The organism is Sulfuritalea sp. (assembly GCF_031426875.1).
GTDB lineage: Bacteria > Pseudomonadota > Gammaproteobacteria > Burkholderiales > Rhodocyclaceae > Sulfuritalea.
Window position 1 is genome coordinate 160,294 of record NZ_JASJPC010000033.1, and the last position, 16,275, is coordinate 176,568.

General features: G+C 65.3%; 14 protein-coding genes. 10 read left to right on the forward strand and 4 right to left on the reverse strand.

Annotated elements, in window-relative coordinates; all coding sequences use genetic code 11:
* The first annotated feature begins 121 nt into the window (after nt 1-121).
* Nucleotides 122-808, forward strand: a complete 687-nt coding sequence (locus RMO95_RS15325) for an energy-coupling factor ABC transporter ATP-binding protein (RefSeq protein ID WP_310451511.1) — start codon at nt 122-124, stop codon at nt 806-808.
* Complete coding sequence (locus RMO95_RS15330) at nt 805-1,626, forward strand: extracellular solute-binding protein (RefSeq protein ID WP_310451512.1); 822 nt, start codon at nt 805-807, stop codon at nt 1,624-1,626. Before RMO95_RS15325 ends, RMO95_RS15330 begins: the two co-directional genes overlap by 4 nt.
* 73 nt (nt 1,627-1,699) lie before the next feature.
* On the opposite strand, the gene RMO95_RS15335 is transcribed toward RMO95_RS15330, so the two are convergent.
* Nucleotides 1,700-3,622, reverse strand: coding sequence for a sigma-54-dependent Fis family transcriptional regulator (locus tag RMO95_RS15335; RefSeq protein WP_310451513.1), 1,923 nt, complete (start codon nt 3,620-3,622; stop codon nt 1,700-1,702).
* 280 nt (nt 3,623-3,902) lie between these two features.
* Here RMO95_RS15335 and RMO95_RS15340 point away from each other — a divergent pair, with 280 nt between their 5' ends.
* Together RMO95_RS15340 and RMO95_RS15345 are read left to right on the forward strand one after the other, a co-directional pair.
* The gene (locus tag RMO95_RS15340) at nt 3,903-5,420 is read left to right on the forward strand and encodes an aldehyde dehydrogenase family protein (RefSeq protein WP_310451514.1); all 1,518 of its coding nucleotides are present in this window, start codon (nt 3,903-3,905) and stop codon (nt 5,418-5,420) included.
* Between the two features lie 198 nt (nt 5,421-5,618).
* The gene (locus tag RMO95_RS15345; RefSeq protein ID WP_310451515.1) at nt 5,619-5,933 is read left to right on the forward strand and encodes a DUF779 domain-containing protein; all 315 of its coding nucleotides are present in this window, start codon (nt 5,619-5,621) and stop codon (nt 5,931-5,933) included.
* Between the two features lie 174 nt (nt 5,934-6,107).
* On the opposite strand, the gene hcrB is transcribed toward RMO95_RS15345, so the two are convergent.
* From hcrB to hcrC, 3 genes are read right to left on the reverse strand one after another with little or no spacing between them, the layout of a single operon-like run.
* A complete protein-coding gene (gene hcrB, locus RMO95_RS15350) occupies nt 6,108-7,088 on the reverse strand; it encodes a 4-hydroxybenzoyl-CoA reductase subunit beta (protein WP_310451516.1) in 981 nt (326 codons plus the stop codon).
* Entirely contained in the window at nt 7,085-9,451 is a 2,367-nt protein-coding gene (hcrA, locus tag RMO95_RS15355) for a 4-hydroxybenzoyl-CoA reductase subunit alpha (protein WP_310451517.1), read from the reverse strand. Before hcrA ends, hcrB begins: the two co-directional genes overlap by 4 nt.
* Entirely contained in the window at nt 9,448-9,921 is a 474-nt protein-coding gene (gene hcrC / locus RMO95_RS15360) for a 4-hydroxybenzoyl-CoA reductase subunit gamma (RefSeq protein ID WP_310451518.1), read from the reverse strand. The genes hcrA and hcrC overlap by 4 nt, the downstream gene beginning before the upstream one ends.
* Nucleotides 9,922-10,117: 196 nt before the next feature.
* On the opposite strand from hcrC, the gene RMO95_RS15365 reads away from it, so the two are divergent.
* From RMO95_RS15365 to ppk2, 6 genes are all read left to right on the forward strand, one after another.
* A complete protein-coding gene (locus tag RMO95_RS15365) occupies nt 10,118-11,749 on the forward strand; it encodes an ABC-F family ATPase (protein WP_310451519.1) in 1,632 nt (543 codons plus the stop codon).
* Nucleotides 11,750-11,916: 167 nt separating this feature from the next.
* Nucleotides 11,917-12,174 (forward strand): hypothetical protein, encoded by a 258-nt coding sequence (locus RMO95_RS15370; RefSeq protein ID WP_310451520.1) that lies wholly within the window; start codon nt 11,917-11,919, stop codon nt 12,172-12,174.
* The gene (locus RMO95_RS15375) at nt 12,171-12,587 is read left to right on the forward strand and encodes a type II toxin-antitoxin system VapC family toxin (protein ID WP_310451521.1); all 417 of its coding nucleotides are present in this window, start codon (nt 12,171-12,173) and stop codon (nt 12,585-12,587) included. Before RMO95_RS15370 ends, RMO95_RS15375 begins: the two co-directional genes overlap by 4 nt.
* On the forward strand, nt 12,584-13,144 hold the full coding sequence (locus RMO95_RS15380; RefSeq protein ID WP_310451522.1) for a lysophospholipid acyltransferase family protein: 561 nt from the start codon (nt 12,584-12,586) through the stop codon (nt 13,142-13,144). Before RMO95_RS15375 ends, RMO95_RS15380 begins: the two co-directional genes overlap by 4 nt.
* The gene (locus RMO95_RS15385; protein ID WP_310451523.1) at nt 13,141-15,078 is read left to right on the forward strand and encodes an ATP-binding cassette domain-containing protein; all 1,938 of its coding nucleotides are present in this window, start codon (nt 13,141-13,143) and stop codon (nt 15,076-15,078) included. The genes RMO95_RS15380 and RMO95_RS15385 overlap by 4 nt, the downstream gene beginning before the upstream one ends.
* A complete protein-coding gene (gene ppk2 / locus RMO95_RS15390) occupies nt 15,079-16,269 on the forward strand; it encodes a polyphosphate kinase 2 (protein WP_310451524.1) in 1,191 nt (396 codons plus the stop codon).
* The last annotated feature ends 6 nt before the right edge of the window (nt 16,270-16,275 follow it).

Here is a 16,275-nt window from a genome sequence, read left to right on the forward strand (position 1 = left end):
CCGGCCGAACCGGCAGGCTGTGCAAAGCCTGCCGTGGAAAAAGGCCGGGATTTCGCGGAGCACTGCTCCGTGCCGGCCGAACCGGCAGGCTGTGCAAAGCCTGCCGTGGGACGGAGCTCGCATGAGCACCTGGCTGACGATAGATATGCTCGGCCTCACCGAAGGCGGCACGCGGATCATCGACGACGTTTCGCTGGCGCTGGGCGCGCAGCGCACCGTCGTGCTCGGCCCCAACGGCGCCGGCAAGAGCACGCTGCTGCGCCTGATCCATGGCCTGCTGCATCCGAGCGGCGGCGCACTGCACTGGGCGCGGCCGCTGTCGCAGGCCATGGTCTTCCAGCGCCCGGTGATGCTGCGCACCACGGCGCTGGCCAATGTGGTCTACGGCCTCAAACTCAAGGGTCACGCGGCGAACGAATGCGAACGGCGCGCGCGGCAGGCGCTGGCCCACGTCGGACTGGAACATCTGGCAAAACGTCCGGCGCGCCTGCTCTCCGGCGGCGAGCAGCAGCGCGTCGCGCTGGCGCGCGTCTGGGCGCTGGAGCCCGAACTGCTGATTCTCGACGAACCCACCGCCAGCCTCGATCCGGCCAGCAGCCGCGAGGTGGAACGCATCATCAATGAAATCGCCGGGAGCGGCGCGCGCATCCTGATGACCACCCACAACCTCGGGCAGGCGCGGCGTATCGCCGAGGAAATCGTTTTCATCGACCGCGGCCGCATCGCCGAACAGACCCCGGTCACCGAATTTTTCAAACTGCCGCGCACCGCTGCGGCGCAAGACTTTCTCCAGGAGGAAATGCCATGATCACCCGTCGTTTGTTCTGTTCCACCCTCGCCGCCTGCGGCCTGCTGGCTGCCACCGCGAGCCATGCCCAGGAACGCTTCATCACCGTCTCATCGACCACCTCGACCGAGCAGTCGGGCCTGTTCGGCCACCTGCTGCCGATCTTCGAGAAAGCCCATGGCATCAAGGTGCGCGTCGTCGCACTGGGCACCGGCCAGGCACTCGACATGGCGCGGCGCGGCGATGCCGACGTGGTTTTCGTCCATGACAAGGCCGCCGAGGAGAAATTCATTACCGAAGGCTATGGCGTCAAACGCCAGGAAGTCATGTACAACGACTTCGTCGTGATTGGGCCGAAAGCCGACCCGGCCAAGGCCGCGGGCAAGGATATTCTCGAAGGCCTGCGCCGCATCGAGATCGCCAAGGCGCCCTTTGTCTCGCGCGGCGACAAGAGCGGCACCCACGCCGCCGAACTGCGCTACTGGAAAGCGGCCGGCGTAGACCTCGCCGCGAAGAAAGGCGCCTGGTACCGCGACACCGGCTCCGGCATGGGCCCGGCGCTCAACACCGCGGCCTCGATGAACGCCTACATCCTCGCCGACCGCGGCACCTGGCTGTCGTTCAAGAATCGCGGCGACCTGGGCATCGTGGTCGAAGGCGACACCAAACTCTTCAACCAGTACGGCGTGATCCTGGTCAATCCCGCCAAACACCCGCACGTCAAGCAGGCCGACGGCCAGAAGTTCATCGACTGGGTAGTCTCGGCCGAGGGCCAGAAGGCCATCGCCGACTACAAGATCGGCGGCGAGCAACTGTTCTTCCCCAACGCCAGACACTGACGCAAGCGCGGCGCTGGCGTTATCGCCGTGCCGCCAGCGCCAACTTTCAGCCGCGCAGCTGTCAAATAGTGCTTCAGCCGTTCAGCTTGCGGTACAAGGTCTGGCGGCTGATGCCCAGACGCCGCGCCGCTTCGGAGATATTGCCGCGACTGCCCTCCAGCGCCTGCCGCACCGCAGAACGGGAAAGCTCCTTGAGGTTTTCCGTCATCCGCTGCGGGGCTGCCTGTACGGCGGCCTCGGTATTCTGCGGCGGGGCGACGAGCAGTGCCTCGGCCAGATCGTCGGGCAGATGTTGCCAGTCGATGCATTCTTCATGCGGATCGAGCATGGCGCTGGCAGTTCTCAAGACGTTGGCGTACTGACGCAGGTTGCCGGGCCAGCCGTGCTGGCAAAACCGCAACAGCAGTTCGGGAGCAAGCTCGATCCCGCGCTCGGGATTGAAGCTGCTCAGGAGGCGCCGCGTCAGCACCAAAAAATCGCTGCGCTCGCGCAAGGCCGGCAGGCTTAGCGTCAGGCCGTTGATACGGTAATAGAGATCGCTGCGGAAACTTCCCTGCTCAGCCGCCTGGCGCAGATTGCGATGGCTGGCGCAGATCAGCGCAAAATCGACATCCACCGCCCGTCCGCCACCTAGCGGCGTGACCTGCCGCTCCTGCAGCACGCGCAACAGGCGGGACTGCATGGCCAGAGGCATGTCGCCGATCTCATCCAGAAACAGCGTACCGCCATGAGCTTCGCGCATCCGGCCGGGGCTGCCTTCGCGGCGGGCGCCGGTGTAGGCCCCGGTCGCATAACCGAACAGCTCGGCTTCAATCAGGTTTTCCGGCACGGCGGCGCAATTGATGGCGACGAAAGCTCCGCCGCGACGCGGGCCGCTGTCGTGCGTGGCGCGGGCGAACAGCTCCTTGCCGACGCCCGATTCACCCTGGATCAGCAAGGGGATGGGCTTCCCGGATACGCGGCGGGCCTTGTCGGCCGCGCTGCGCCAGCGCAAATCACCGGTATCCAGCCTGGCCAGGGCGTCGTCCACGACGACATCGCGGCCGGCCGGAGGCGGCGCGCCCCTCGGTGCTGCAGGTTCGGCATGGACTTGCGCGAAAAGCTTCGTACCGTCGTGCAGGCATACCTGCATCGGCAGTCGGTGACAATCCCTGGCGCGCGCCATCAACTGGTCGAGGCTAAGGTCGAAGACACGGGCCAGCGGCGTGGTCCCCAGGTCGGACGACGCAAGGCGCAGCAGTTCGAGGCCGCTGCGGTTCGCGCCGACGATCCAGCCGTCGGGCGCCAGGACGATGATGCCTTCCGCGATGCTGCCGATGCCTTCGGCTTGCGGATGCAGGTGCAGGCGGATGTTTTGCTGGCAACTGGCGATGAGCAGGCGGTTCTCGATCATGCGCGCGGCCATGCCGACCAGGCCGCGGGTATGCGGATGGCGACCGCGCTGGTCGCCGGAAATGTCCAGAATGCCGGCCAGCTCACCGCGGGCCGACATGATCGGTGCCGCGGCGCAGGTGAGGAAACCGTTGCGTTCGAGGAAATGCTCGGCGCCGTGAATCTCGACGCCGCGGGCTTCCGCCAGCGCCGTGCCGATGGCATTGGTACCGCGGTGCTGCTCGTGCCAGGACGCGCCGCACTTCAATGCCACGCGCTCGGCCTTGCACAGAAAATCGGGATCGCCCAGCGTGTGCATCAGCGTGCCCAGCCTGTCGGCAAGAATGACCATGCTCTGGGTATGGCGGACTTGCTCGAAAAGATGTTCCATTACCGGGCGCGAGTGGGCGAGCAAATCATGGTTGCGGGCCAGAAGATGGCTCACGTCGCCGGCACAGGCATGGGCTGCGTCGGCCAGGCCGCCGGCAGGCGCGAGGCCCGCATCCAGACTGCGTCGCCACGAACGGGCGATCCTTTCGTCGATTGCGCCGGGAAGGCAGTCACCGTGTTCCAGCAGATGATCGCGCGCCTGGCGCAAGGCCGGCACGGGCAATGATGTTCGCATTGAATCTCCTCCTCGGGTCGTTGCCCGATCGTTTCAGCTTAGCGAATGGAAACGGCCCGGCGCAATAGGTCGCCGGCGACCACATGTCCACCTGTCATGTTTCTTGACAGCTGTCCCGACGTGGAACATGGCGCGGATTGCCGCGGGCGCGGAGGTCTTCTCCGAAAACTCATTGAATCAATGGGCTGTCATCGTCGATCGATGCTGGCATGGCGCTTGATAGCAACAGTGACCCGCAAGGGAAACGCATACATCAATCGTAAACATTGGAGGAAACAAAATGCTCTACGCAGCCCCCGGTACCGCCGGTGCCAAGATCGCCTATCAGTCCCGCTACGACAACTTCATCGGTGGCAAGTGGGTCGCCCCGGTCAAGGGTCAATACTTCGATGTCATTTCCCCGATCAACGGCAGGCCATATACCAAGGTCGCACGCTCCAGCGCCGAGGACATCGAACTGGCGCTCGACGCCGCGCACGCCGCCGACAAGTGGGGCAAGACCTCGCCCACCGAGCGCTCCAACGTCCTGCTCAAGATCGCCGACCGCATCGAGGCCAACCTGGAAATGCTGGCCTACGCCGAGACGGTGGATAACGGCAAGCCGATCCGCGAAACGCTGAATGCCGACATTCCGCTCGCCGTCGATCATTTCCGCTATTTCGCCGGCTGCGTGCGCGCCCAGGAAGGCGGCATCAGCGACCTCGACGAAAACACCGTCGCCTACCACTTCCAGGAGCCGCTCGGCGTTGTCGGCCAGATCATTCCGTGGAATTTCCCGATCCTGATGGCCGCCTGGAAGCTCGGCCCCGCGCTGGGCGCCGGCAACTGCGTGGTGCTCAAACCGGCCGAGTCGACCCCGATCGGCATCCTGCTGGTGGCCGAGTTGATCGCCGACCTGCTGCCGCCCGGCGTGCTCAACATCGTCAACGGCTATGGCCGCGAAGCCGGCCTGCCGCTGGCCACCAGCAAGCGCATCGCCAAGATCGCCTTCACCGGCTCCACCAGCACGGGTCGGGTCATCGCCCAGGCGGCCGCCAACAACCTGATCCCGGCGACGCTGGAACTTGGCGGCAAGTCGCCCAACGTCTTCTTTGCCGATGTCATGGACCAGGATGACGGCTTCCTCGACAAGGCCATCGAGGGCCTGGTGCTGTTCGCCTTCAACCAGGGCGAGGTCTGCACCTGCCCCTCGCGCGCGCTGATCCAGGAATCCATCTACGACAAGTTCATGGAACGCTGCCTGGCCCGCATCAAGGCCATCAAGCAGGGCAATCCGCTCGACACCGACACCATGCTCGGCGCCCAGGCCTCCAGGGAGCAACTGACCAAGATCCTCTCCTACCTCGACCTGGGCAAGCAGGAAGGCGCCCAAGTGCTGATCGGCGGCGGTCAGGCGCACGTCGCCGGCGAACTGGGCGACGGCTATTACGTGCAGCCGACGGTGTTCAAGGGCCACAACAAAATGCGCATCTTCCAGGAAGAAATCTTCGGCCCGGTGCTGGCCGTGACCACCTTCAAGGACGAAGCCGACGCCCTGGCCATCGCCAACGACACGCTCTACGGCCTCGGCGCCGGCGTCTGGAGCCGCAACGGCAACGTCGCCTACCGCATGGGCCGCGCCATCAAGGCCGGCCGCGTGTGGACCAACTGCTACCACGCCTACCCGGCCCACGCCAACTTCGGCGGCTACAAGGAATCCGGCATCGGCCGCGAAAACCACAAGGCGGCGCTCGACAACTACCAGCAGACCAAGAACCTGCTGGTCAGCTATAGCGAGCAGAAACTCGGCTTCTTCTGATCCTGAGCTCGCTGTTCGGCGAGTGCCACCCTGGGGGCAGCTAGTAGTCAATCAGCACGGAAAAGGCGCATCCCCCGTAGGAGCGAGCTTGCTCGCGATAAGCCGTTGTCGCGAGCAAGCTCGCTCCTACATCCATCGGTTTCAACATGTCTGCGTACAAGTTTTTCATTGGCGCCCCCTTTTACTTGCGGAGAAGACTTGGTTGAAAAAGTCATCGCCACCGCAGCGGCCATCGAACTCATCGAGTTCCTCAAGCAGAAACACGGGCCGCCGATGTTCCACCAGTCCGGCGGCTGCTGCGACAACAGCGCCGCCAACTGCTACCTGCCGGACGAGCTGACCATCGGCGCGGGGGACGAGTATCTCGGCGACTTCGGCGGTTGCCCCTTCTACATCGGCAAGTCGCAGTATGAATACTGGAGGCATACCCAGTTCATCATCGACGTGATCGGGGGCGCCGGCGGAACCTTCTCGCTCGAAGGCCCAGAGGGCAAGGCGTTTCACACCCGGTAGCGAGTGTTCGCGGACCAAGAATGGGCCGCGATATGTTCCGCAGCGAATTCCCTGCCCAAGCCGGAGACATAGTCGACTCGGGCCCGAGTACCGGAGAATGGTCGTCCGGGTTGTCATCGGCTGAATTCGCCGTAGCGCCAGCGCCAACTTCTGCCGGCGTGGCGCCTGGGGAAATCAGGCCGCCGCGTCCCAGAGCCGCTGTGTCAGGCGTTTGGCCAGCACCAAGCTGACGCCGCGGCGGTAGAGCACGTCGACCAGCGTGGTCTTCATCGACCGGTTGGCGAGATCGGCCTGCTCCGAAATGAGCGCCAGCGACGCGTCGTCGAGCGGCTTGCCGAGCACCGCATCGAGGCCGTCGATCGCCAGCGGCTGCGAGGCGACGCCAGTACAGGCGATGCGCAGCCCGGTCAACACGCCCTTCTCGCGCCGCAGCGCGACGGCAACGCCGGCCAGCGGGAAGTCGATGGCGCCGCGCATGCGCACCTTTTCGTAGGCGCTGACCCAGGCGTCGTCGAGCGGTACCCGTACTGCGAGCAGCAATTCGCCGGACGCCAGCGTCAGCCATTTCATGCCGTCGTCGCGGTAAAGCTCGGGCAGCGTCTGCCGCCGCACGCCTTCCGCACCTAGGATCTCGACCTCCGCCCCCAGCGCGATCAGCGCCGGCGCCACGTCGCCGCAGAAGGCGGCATAGCAACGCTTGGATTTCTTGGCGACGCGGCAGCCTTCGCCGTCCCGCTTCATGCAGTAGTTGTTGCCCGCGCGCCAGGCTTCGCTCTGGTTGTAGTAGTTGCAGCGGGTGTCGAGACAGAGGTTGCCGCCCAACGTGGCACCGGCGCGGTGGGTCGGTCCGGCGACACTCAGCGCGCCTTGCGCAATTGCCGGCAGACGCGCCTGCACCGCGGGATGCGCGGCGATACGCGCCAGCGTGACGCCGCTGCCGATGCGCAACGTATCCGCCTGCTCGACGATATCGGCCAGTTCCGTGATGGCGCCGAGGTCAATGGCGGCACCGATGGTGACCAGGCCGCGCCTGATGTTGGGCATCAGGTCGGTGCCGCCGGCGATGTAGTGGCTGGCCGGGTTGGCGGCATGCATACGCACCGCATCGGCGGCCGTGGCCGGACGCAGGTAGTTGAATTCGGGCAGGGAGTTCACTTGCTTACCTCATTGGCAACGGCGGCAGCGATCTGCTCCTGGCGCACGGCAAAGATTTTCTCGGGTGTGATCGGCAGCATCCTGAAACGGTGGCCGGTAGCCTCCTCGACCGCCGCCGCCAGCGCCGACATGAAGCCGGACAATGGGCCTTCGCTGGCCTCCTTGGCGCCGAAGGGACCGTTGGGGTCCATGCTTTCGACGATATGCACTTCGATTTCGGGCGAATCGATGATGGTCGGCACGCCGTAGTCCATGAAATTGGCGGCCTTGTGGCGGCCGTTCTCGTACACCGTTTCCTCGGACATGGCCTGTCCCATGCCCATCCAGATCGCGCCTTGCACCTGGCCCTCGACCGACATCGGGTTGATCGCGAAGCCGCAGTCGATCGCGCACCAGACCTTGTCGATGGTGATCTTGCCAAGATCGAGATCGACGCTGACCTCGACCGCCTGCGCGGCGTAAGAGAAGCCCATGGTCGAGCCCACCGCACCGCCGCGCTGCTTGCCGCCCTGGAACTCGACGGGGCAGGTGAAGGTGCCATTCACGGTCAGCATGCCGACGCCGACCAGGGCTTCTTCGGCGATGTCCTCGAAAGGAATATGGCGGTCGGGGTCTGCCGCCACGGCCGCGCCTTCGCCATGCCATTCGACTTCGGCTTCGGTAACTTTCAGGCGCCGCGCGGCGGCGGCCACCAGCAGCTTTTTCAGATTCTGCGCGGCGTCGGCGGCGGCATTGCCGACCATGAAGGTGACGCGCGACGAATACGAGCCGTTGTCCTTCGGCGTCAGCGCCGAATCGTTGGCGATCAGCCGCAGGCGGCGGTAATCGACGCCGAGCACTTCGGTGACGATCTGCGTAATGATGGTCGAGGAGCCCTGGCCGATGTCGGCGGCGCCGGTCAGGATCGTGACGCCGCCATCGAAATCCAGGCGCAGGGCAATCGTTGCGTGAGGCTGGCCGGTGAAATGCACGGGCTTTGCCGAGCCGCTGACGAAGTGCGAGCAGGCCATGCCCAGCCCCTTGCCGGTGCTGCCGGTCTGGCCAAACTTGCCCTTGCGCTCCTTCCAGCCGCTGGCGCGCTCGACCCAGTCGAGGCAGTCGCCCAGGCCGTAGGACATCACTTTGAGGCCGTTGATGGTTTCAGTCGGCGCCCGTAGCAAGTTGCGCCTGCGAATTTCAATCGAGTCGAGGCCGAGTTCGGCGGCCATGGTGTCGAGCAAGGACTCGAAGGCGAAGCGGATATTGACCGTGCCGTGGCCGCGCATCGCGCCGCAGGGCGGCGTATTCGAGTAGACGCGGTAACCGTCGTACTTCACCGCCGGCAGTTCGTAGAGGCCGTTGAGCAGGGCGCCGGAATACAGGATCGTTACCAGACCATAGCCGCCGTAGGCGCCGCCGCGCTGCACCACTTCCGCCTGGCAGGCGGTCATGCGGCCATCACGCTTCAGGCCGAGCTTGATCCGGATCTGCGTTTCGGGCCGGCCGCGATGGGTCAGGAAGGCCTCTTCGCGCGTCATCAGCAGGCGCACCGTGCCGCGCGCGGCGCGCGCCAGCAGGGCGACGATGACTTCGAAATTGAGCGGCTCGACACGGTGGCCGAAACCGCCGCCGACGAAGGGTTTGATGACGCGGATATGGGCCGCCTCCATCTTCAGGCATTGCGCCAGCGTCAGATGCACGTAGTAGGGCACCTGCGTCACCGACCACAGCGTTAGATGGCCGCGCTCGGGCTCGTAGGTGGCCAGCGCCGCATTGGGTTCCATCATGGCGTGATGGACCTCGGCGCAGTCGTAGTTTTCCTCGCGCACCAGGTCGGCGACGGCGAAGCCCGCGGCGGTGTCGCCGAATTCGTTATGTACCGCGCGCTCGATGTTGCCCGGCTTGTTCTCGTGCAGCAGCACCGCGTCGGCGGCACGCGCATCGACCGCGTTGAAGTAGGCCGGCAGCTCGCGCACGCGCAGGCGAATGCGCGACAACGCCAGGTTTGCGGTGACCTCATCGACCGCGGCCACCGCGGCGATCGGTTCGCCGACGTAGCGGATGCGTCCGCGCGCCAACGGAAACTCGTTTTGCGCGATCGGGATCACGCCGTAGGGAACGTCGCAGTCCGCCCCGGTGACGATGGCGCGGACGCCGGGCAGCTTCAGCGCTTCGCTGATATCGACTTCCAGCAGCTCGGCGTGGGCATAGGGGCTGCGCAGGATCTTGCCCACCAGCGCACCGTTGGCCGTCAGGTCGGCCGTGTAGCGCGCCGTGCCGGTGACCTTCTCGACGCCATCGACGAAGGGCAGGCGGGCGCCGACGCCGCGCCCGGATTTCTTCGCCGCCGGCGTCAGCTTCAGCTTGCGATCGGGCGCGTTCATAGCGCGTGCTCCCTGCCGCAGGCGGCCTCGACCGAATCGACGATCTTGACGTAGCCGGTACAGCGACAGAGATTGCCCGCCAGCGCCGCGCGAATCTGCTCCCGATCCGGCTGCGGATTGCTGCGCAGCAGGGCTTCGGCGGCCATGACCATGCCCGGCGTGCAAAAACCGCACTGGCTGCCCAGATGTTCGTGGAAAGCACGCTGCAGCCGCGACAGATTGCCCTCGTGGCTGAGGCCTTCGATGGTTTCGATGGCGCAGCCGGCGACGCTGCGCGCCAGCGTGCTGCAAGCCAGGCGCGGCTGGCCATCCACCAGCACCGTGCAGGCGCCGCATTCGCCGCCGTCGCAACCCTGCTTGGTGCCGGTCAGGCCCAGCGCATCGCGCAGGTAATCGATCAACAGGGTGTTGTCGGCGACCGCATCTTCGCGCGGCTTGCCGTTCACCGAAAGTCTGAGAATTGTCTTCACGTGGTCTTCCTCCCGCCGCCGGGTTCCGGCTGCAACTGATTGACATCCAACAATTTGTTGGGGAATAGTTTCATATCGGGACGCAGCAGCAAATATGTGCTGCGCTGCATAGACCCGAATGGGAGGCCGGGGGGCCGACCGCGATAGAATACGGCCCTCGCCGAATTTCCCCGGCGCATCAACCGGTTGCACTCTCATGCTCGTCGCATCAAACGTCACCATCCAGTTCGGCGCCAAGCCGCTTTTCGAGAACGTCTCGGTCAAGTTCGGCGAAGGCAATCGCTACGGCCTGATCGGCGCCAACGGCTCGGGCAAGACCACCTTCATGAAGATTCTGGCCGGCGCGCTGGAATCCTCGGCTGGCAACGTCTCGCTCGATCCGGGCGAGCGCATGGCCTACCTGAAGCAGGACCAGTTCGCCTACGAGGAAATGCGGGTGCTCGACGTGGTGATGATGGGCCACGCCGAGATGTGGGCCTGCATGTCCGAGCGCGACGCGATCTACGCCAACCCCGAGGCGTCCGAGGACGACTACATGCGCGCCGCGGAACTGGAATCGCACTTCGCCGAGTATGACGGCTACACCGCGGAGTCGCGCGCCGGCGAACTGCTGCTGGGCGCCGGCATCCCGATCGAAAAGCACACCGGCCCCATGAGCGAAGTGGCGCCGGGCTGGAAGCTGCGCGTGCTGCTGGTCCAGGCGCTGTTCGCCAACCCGGACATCCTGCTGCTCGACGAGCCGACCAACAACCTCGACATCAACACCATCCGCTGGCTGGAGGACATCCTCAACGAGCGCGAGAGCACCATGATCATCATCTCGCACGACCGGCACTTCCTGAACCAGGTGTGCACCCACATGGCCGACCTGGACTACGGCACGATCAAGGTCTACGGCGGCAATTACGACGACTTCATGGAAGCCAGCACCGTCGCCCGCGAGCGCCAGGTCTCGGCCAACGCCAAGGCCAAGGAGCGCGTCGCCGACCTGCAGGGCTTCGTGCGCCGCTTCTCGGCCAACAAGTCCAAGGCGCGCCAGGCCACCAGCCGCCTCAAGCTGATCGAGAAGATCCGCCCCGAAGACATCAAGCCCTCGTCGCGCCAGTACCCGTGGATCCGCTTCGATTTCGACGAGAAGGAAAAGCTGCACCGCCTGGCTTGCGAAATCGAGAACCTCGGTTTCGGCTACGAACCCAAGGTGCCGATCATCAAGTCGCTGTCGATGAGCATCGAGGCCGGCGACAAGGTCGCCATCATCGGCGAGAACGGTGTCGGCAAAACCACGCTGCTGCGCCTGCTGGCCGGCGAAAAGCTCGGCGGCCTGACGCCCCTGGGCGGCAAGATCAAGTGGGCGGAGAAGGCGCGTCCCGGCGTTTTCGCCCAGGACCACGCCGCCGAGTTCGCCGACAAGACGCCGCTCACCGAATGGATCGTGCAGTGGGTGCGCGCCGGCGGCTACGAGGGCGGCGACGTCGAGACCCTGGTGCGCGGCACCCTGGGCCGGCTGCTGTTCTCCGGCGACGAGGCGAAGAAACCGGTCAACGTGATTTCCGGCGGCGAGCAGGGCCGCATGCTGTTCGGCAAGCTGATGCTGTTGCGGAACAATGTGCTGCTGATGGACGAACCGACCAACCACCTCGACATGGAATCCATCGAGTCGCTCAACAGCGCGCTGGAAAAATACACGGGCACGCTGATCTTCGTCTCCCACGACCGCGAATTCGTCTCCTCGCTAGCGACCCGCATCATCGACATCAAGCCGGACCGGACCCTGATCGACTACCGTGGCAGCTACGAGGAATATCTGGCCTTCCAGGGGCTGGGCTGAAGGCAGAACGGCTTTGATCCGCAGATTTCGCAGATTACGCAGATGGATTCAATGGTGTTCATCTGTGAAAATCTGCGTCATCTGCGGAAGATGAATTGAATCGCCCGCTTGCGGCAAGGTGCGGCTTGTATTACAGTTAATACACCACGTTTCCAGGAACCATCATCATGACCACCACCGTTCGCCTTCCGCTGCGCGTTGAACAGGCGCTGGCGACGTATTGCGTCGAAACCCGGCGCACCAAGTCGGAGGTGATCGTCGAATTGCTGGAACAGCGCTTCATGGGCACCGACACCGAGCGCACGCCTTACGAGCTGGCGCAGGAAGCCGGCTTCATTGGTTGCGTGGACAGCCGCGGCAAATCATCGGCGGCGGGAACCAAGGGGCGGGTCGTCGCCGCTATCCGCAAGAAACACGGACGGTGAGCTCAATTCTGGTCGACACCGGTCCGCTGGTCGCGCTGGCGGACAGGCGCGACAACGCCCACGAACAATGCAAGGCCTTCCTCACCGCGTATCGCGGTCGGCTGCTAACCACCTGGGCCGTGCTCACCGAGTTCTCGCATCTCGCGCCCTCGGTCGCAGCTACGCTGCCGCTGTATCGCTGGATCGACAAGGGCGGCCTGGAACTGCTGCCGCTGGGTCGCGACGAACTGGTGCGCGCCATCGACTGGATCGAGAAATATGCCGACCGGCCGATGGATCTGGCCGACGCCTCGCTGGTGGTCGCCGCGATGCGCACCGGCATACACACCGTATGGACCCTCGACCGTAAGGATTTCGAAACCTACCGCTTGCCGGGGCGCAAGCGCTTCCGGCTGGCGATCGGCGCCCGATGAAGTTCCTGCGCGGCGCGGCCCGCCTGATGCTCACGCTGCTGGGCTGGAAGCTGATCGACCTGCCGCAACGCCCGGCCAGGGCCGTGGTGATCGGCTATCCGCACACCTCGAACTGGGATTTCCCGATCGGCCTCCTGGCCATCGCCGCGCTGGACCTCGACGCGCGCTGGGTCGGCAAGGACACGCTGTTTCGTCACGGCGGCGGCCCGCTGATGCGGGCGCTGGGCGGCATTCCGGTGAATCGGCGCGAGCGCACCGGCTTCGTCGAACGCATGGTCGGCGAGTTCCGCCGCCGCGAACGCTTCCTGCTGCTGATCGCCACGGAAGGCACGCGCCGCCTGCAGGCCGGATGGAAATCCGGCTTCTACCGCATTGCCATGGCGGCCGAGGTGCCGGTACTGGTCGGCATGGTCGACTATCCGCGGCGCGAAATCGGCCTGGTGTCCAGCCTGCGTCTCTCCGGCAACGAAGCCGCCGACATGGCCCGCATTGCCGCCTGCTACGATGGCCGCGCGGGCTACCACTCCGAAAACGCCTCACCGATACGACTACTATGATTCTTCTCCGCGATCTGGGTTTTTCACGCAACGGCGAGGCACTCGTCACCGGCGCTTCGCTGCAACTGCATCCGGGTTGGAAGATCGGCCTCACCGGCGCCAACGGCTGCGGCAAGTCGTCCTTCCTCGGCCTCTTGCGCGGCGAACTGCACGCCGACCGCGGCGACCTCGAACGACCGCCGGGCTGGGTGCTGGCCCACGTCGCCCAGGACACGCCGGCGCTGCCCGACGCGGCGCTGGATTTCGTGCTCGACGGCGACGTCGAACTGCGCCAGATCGAGCGCGATCTGGTCGCCGCCGAAGAGCACCCCGACGACCATCACGCCGGCGAGCAGATCGGCCTCTTGCATTCGCGCCTCGGCGAGATCGACGGCTATGCCGCACCGGCGCGCGCAGCGGCCCTGATGCACGGCCTGGGTTTCTCGGATGAGGATTTCCAGCGCCCGGTGGCCGAGTTTTCCGGCGGCTGGCGCGTGCGCCTGAACCTGGCGCGGGCCCTGATGTGCCGCTCGGATCTATTGCTGCTCGACGAGCCGACCAACCACCTCGATCTGGACGCCATCATCTGGCTCGAGGACTGGCTGAAGAGCTATCCCGGCACGCTGATATTGATCTCGCATGACCGCGATTTCCTCGATGTCATCACCAGCCACATCCTCGCCATCGAGGCCGGCAAGATGCAGTTGTTCACCGGCAACTACTCGGCCTGCGAACGCGCCCGCGCCGAGCGCCTGGCCAACGACATGGCGCTGGCGGCCAAGCAGAAGCGCGAGGCGGCGCACCTACAAAGCTACATCGACCGCTTCCGCGCCAAGGCCTCCAAGGCGCGCCAGGCGCAGAGCCGGATCAAGATGCTGGCGAAGATGGGCGACATCGTCGCCGCCCACATCGACACGCCGTTCTCCTTCAGCTTTCCCGAACCGAGCGGTTTCTCTGACCCGCTGCTGCTGGTCGATGACGCAAGAGTTGGTTATGGCGATACGGCGATCTTCGACAAGCTCCGCTTCACGCTGCGTCCCGACAGCCGCATCGGCCTGCTCGGGCGCAACGGCGCCGGCAAGTCCACGCTGATGAAACTGCTGGCCGGCGAACTGCAGCCGCTGGCCGGTGTCAGGGAAGAAGGCCGCAACCTCAAGCTCGGTTACTTCGCCCAGCACCAGCTCGAACAATTGCGCCCAGCCGAATCGCCGCTGTGGCACATGATCAAGCAGGAGCCGCGCACCCGCGAGCAGGACTTGCGCAGCTACCTCGGCGGCTTCGATTTCCGCGGCGACATGGTCGACGCCCCCTGCGGCCGCTTTTCCGGCGGCGAGAAGACGCGCCTGGCGCTGGCGCTGATGATCCGCACGGCGCCCAACCTGCTGCTGATGGACGAACCGACCAACCATCTCGACCTCGAAATGCGCGAGGCCTTGACCATCGCGCTGCAGGAAACCGAAGCCGGCATGGTGCTGGTCTCGCACGACCGCCATCTGCTGCGCGCGACCTGCGACGAACTGTGGCTGGTGGCCGACGGCAAGGTGACGCCGTTCGACGGCGACCTCGACGACTATGCCGACTGGCTCAACCAGTCGCGCGCCGCCGAGAAATCCGCCGAGCGAGAAAAGAGCCAACAGCGCCGGGAAAGCGCCGCCGCGGAGGAAAAGCGCAAGGCCGCGGCCGCCAAGGTGGGCATGAGCGCGTCGGCAAATCTCGCCGCAAGGCGACCGCTGCAGAAGGAAGCCGAAAAGCTGGAACAGCAGCTCGCCGGCTGGCAGAGCGAACTCAAGCTGCTGGAAACCCGGCTTGCCGAGCCCACGCTCTACGCCGGCGCCGACAGCCACCTGCTCGACGACCTGACCCTGCGGCAAAATCTATTGACACAGAATATCGAGACGGCAGAATCACGCTGGCTGGAAATACAGGAACAGCTCGACGGCAATCAGGAGAACTGAATGGCATCCACCCCACGCAAACCGATAGCGGCGGCAGCCAAGCCGAAGGCGGCAGCGCGCAAGGCGCCACCGAAACCGACCAAGCCGGCACGGAAGACGGCGCCCGCGCCGCGCCGCCCGTCGTCCGGTGACATCACGCCGTCGCGCACGGCCAAGGGTATCGCCTCCTTCGTCGTCAAGGATCGCAGCGACGCCGCGCGCGATTCGAAAATCGAAGCCATCCACGACATCGTCGCCCACGCCAGGCCCGGCGAAGGCGCAAAGCTGGCGAAGGCGCTCAAGGCGGTGGTCGCAGGCGCCGCGCCCGACGACGTCGAGGCGCTCAAGGACGCCCTGCTGCAGCGCGAAGTCGCGGCCACCGAACATCCGGACGACGAGCTGGCGCCGGACTGGCGCGAAGGCGGCTACCCCTACCGCCACCTGATGACGCGCAAGAACTACGAGAAGCAGAAATATCATCTGCAGGTCGAGCTGCTCAAGCTGCAGGCCTGGGTCAAGGAAACCGGGCAGAAGGTCGTGGTCCTCTTCGAGGGCCGCGACGCGGCGGGCAAGGGCGGCACCATCAAGCGCTTCATGGAACACCTGAATCCGCGCGGCGCGCATGTCGTGGCGCTGGAAAAGCCCTCCGAGACCGAGCGCGGCCAATGGTACTTTCAACGCTACGTGCAGCACCTGCCGACCGCCGGCGAGATCGCGATGTTCGACCGCTCCTGGTACAACCGCGCCGGCGTCGAACGCGTGATGGGCTTCTGCAGCGACACCGAATATGAAGAGTTCATGCGCCAGACGCCGGAGTTCGAGCGCACCCTGGTCAGGAGCGGCGTGCATCTGATCAAGTTCTGGTTCTCGGTGTCGCGGCCCGAGCAGCGCCGCCGTTTCCAGGAACGCGAAACCCATCCGCTCAAGCAGTGGAAGCTGTCGCCGATCGACCTCGCCTCGCTCGACAAATGGGACGACTACACCAAGGCCAAGGAAGCGATGTTCTTCCACACCGACACGGCCGACGCGCCATGGACCGTGATCAAGTCCGACTGCAAGAAGCGCGCGCGCCTGAATGCCCTGCGCTATGTGCTGCACAAGCTGCCCTATGCCAACAAGGAGGTGGACCAGATCGGCCCGCTCGACACGCTGCTGGTGGGCCGCGCCAACATCGTCTATGAACGCGGCGAGAACCGCGGCGCGCTGATCTGAAGCGAT

Bases quoted from the DNA above. Each gene is read 5' to 3' on its own strand.
- RMO95_RS15325 (WP_310451511.1), top strand. From the start codon at position 122: ATGAGCACCTGGCTGACGATAGATATGCTCGGCCTCACCGAAGGCGGC.
- RMO95_RS15330 (WP_310451512.1), top strand. From the start codon at position 805: ATGATCACCCGTCGTTTGTTCTGTTCCACCCTCGCCGCCTGCGGCCTG.
- RMO95_RS15335 (WP_310451513.1), bottom strand. From the start codon at position 3,622: ATGCGAACATCATTGCCCGTGCCGGCCTTGCGCCAGGCGCGCGATCAT.
- RMO95_RS15340 (WP_310451514.1), top strand. From the start codon at position 3,903: ATGCTCTACGCAGCCCCCGGTACCGCCGGTGCCAAGATCGCCTATCAG.
- hcrA (WP_310451517.1), bottom strand. From the start codon at position 9,451: ATGAACGCGCCCGATCGCAAGCTGAAGCTGACGCCGGCGGCGAAGAAA.
- RMO95_RS15365 (WP_310451519.1), top strand. From the start codon at position 10,118: ATGCTCGTCGCATCAAACGTCACCATCCAGTTCGGCGCCAAGCCGCTT.
- RMO95_RS15370 (WP_310451520.1), top strand. From the start codon at position 11,917: ATGACCACCACCGTTCGCCTTCCGCTGCGCGTTGAACAGGCGCTGGCG.
- RMO95_RS15380 (WP_310451522.1), top strand. From the start codon at position 12,584: ATGAAGTTCCTGCGCGGCGCGGCCCGCCTGATGCTCACGCTGCTGGGC.
- RMO95_RS15385 (WP_310451523.1), top strand. From the start codon at position 13,141: ATGATTCTTCTCCGCGATCTGGGTTTTTCACGCAACGGCGAGGCACTC.
- ppk2 (WP_310451524.1), top strand. From the start codon at position 15,079: ATGGCATCCACCCCACGCAAACCGATAGCGGCGGCAGCCAAGCCGAAG.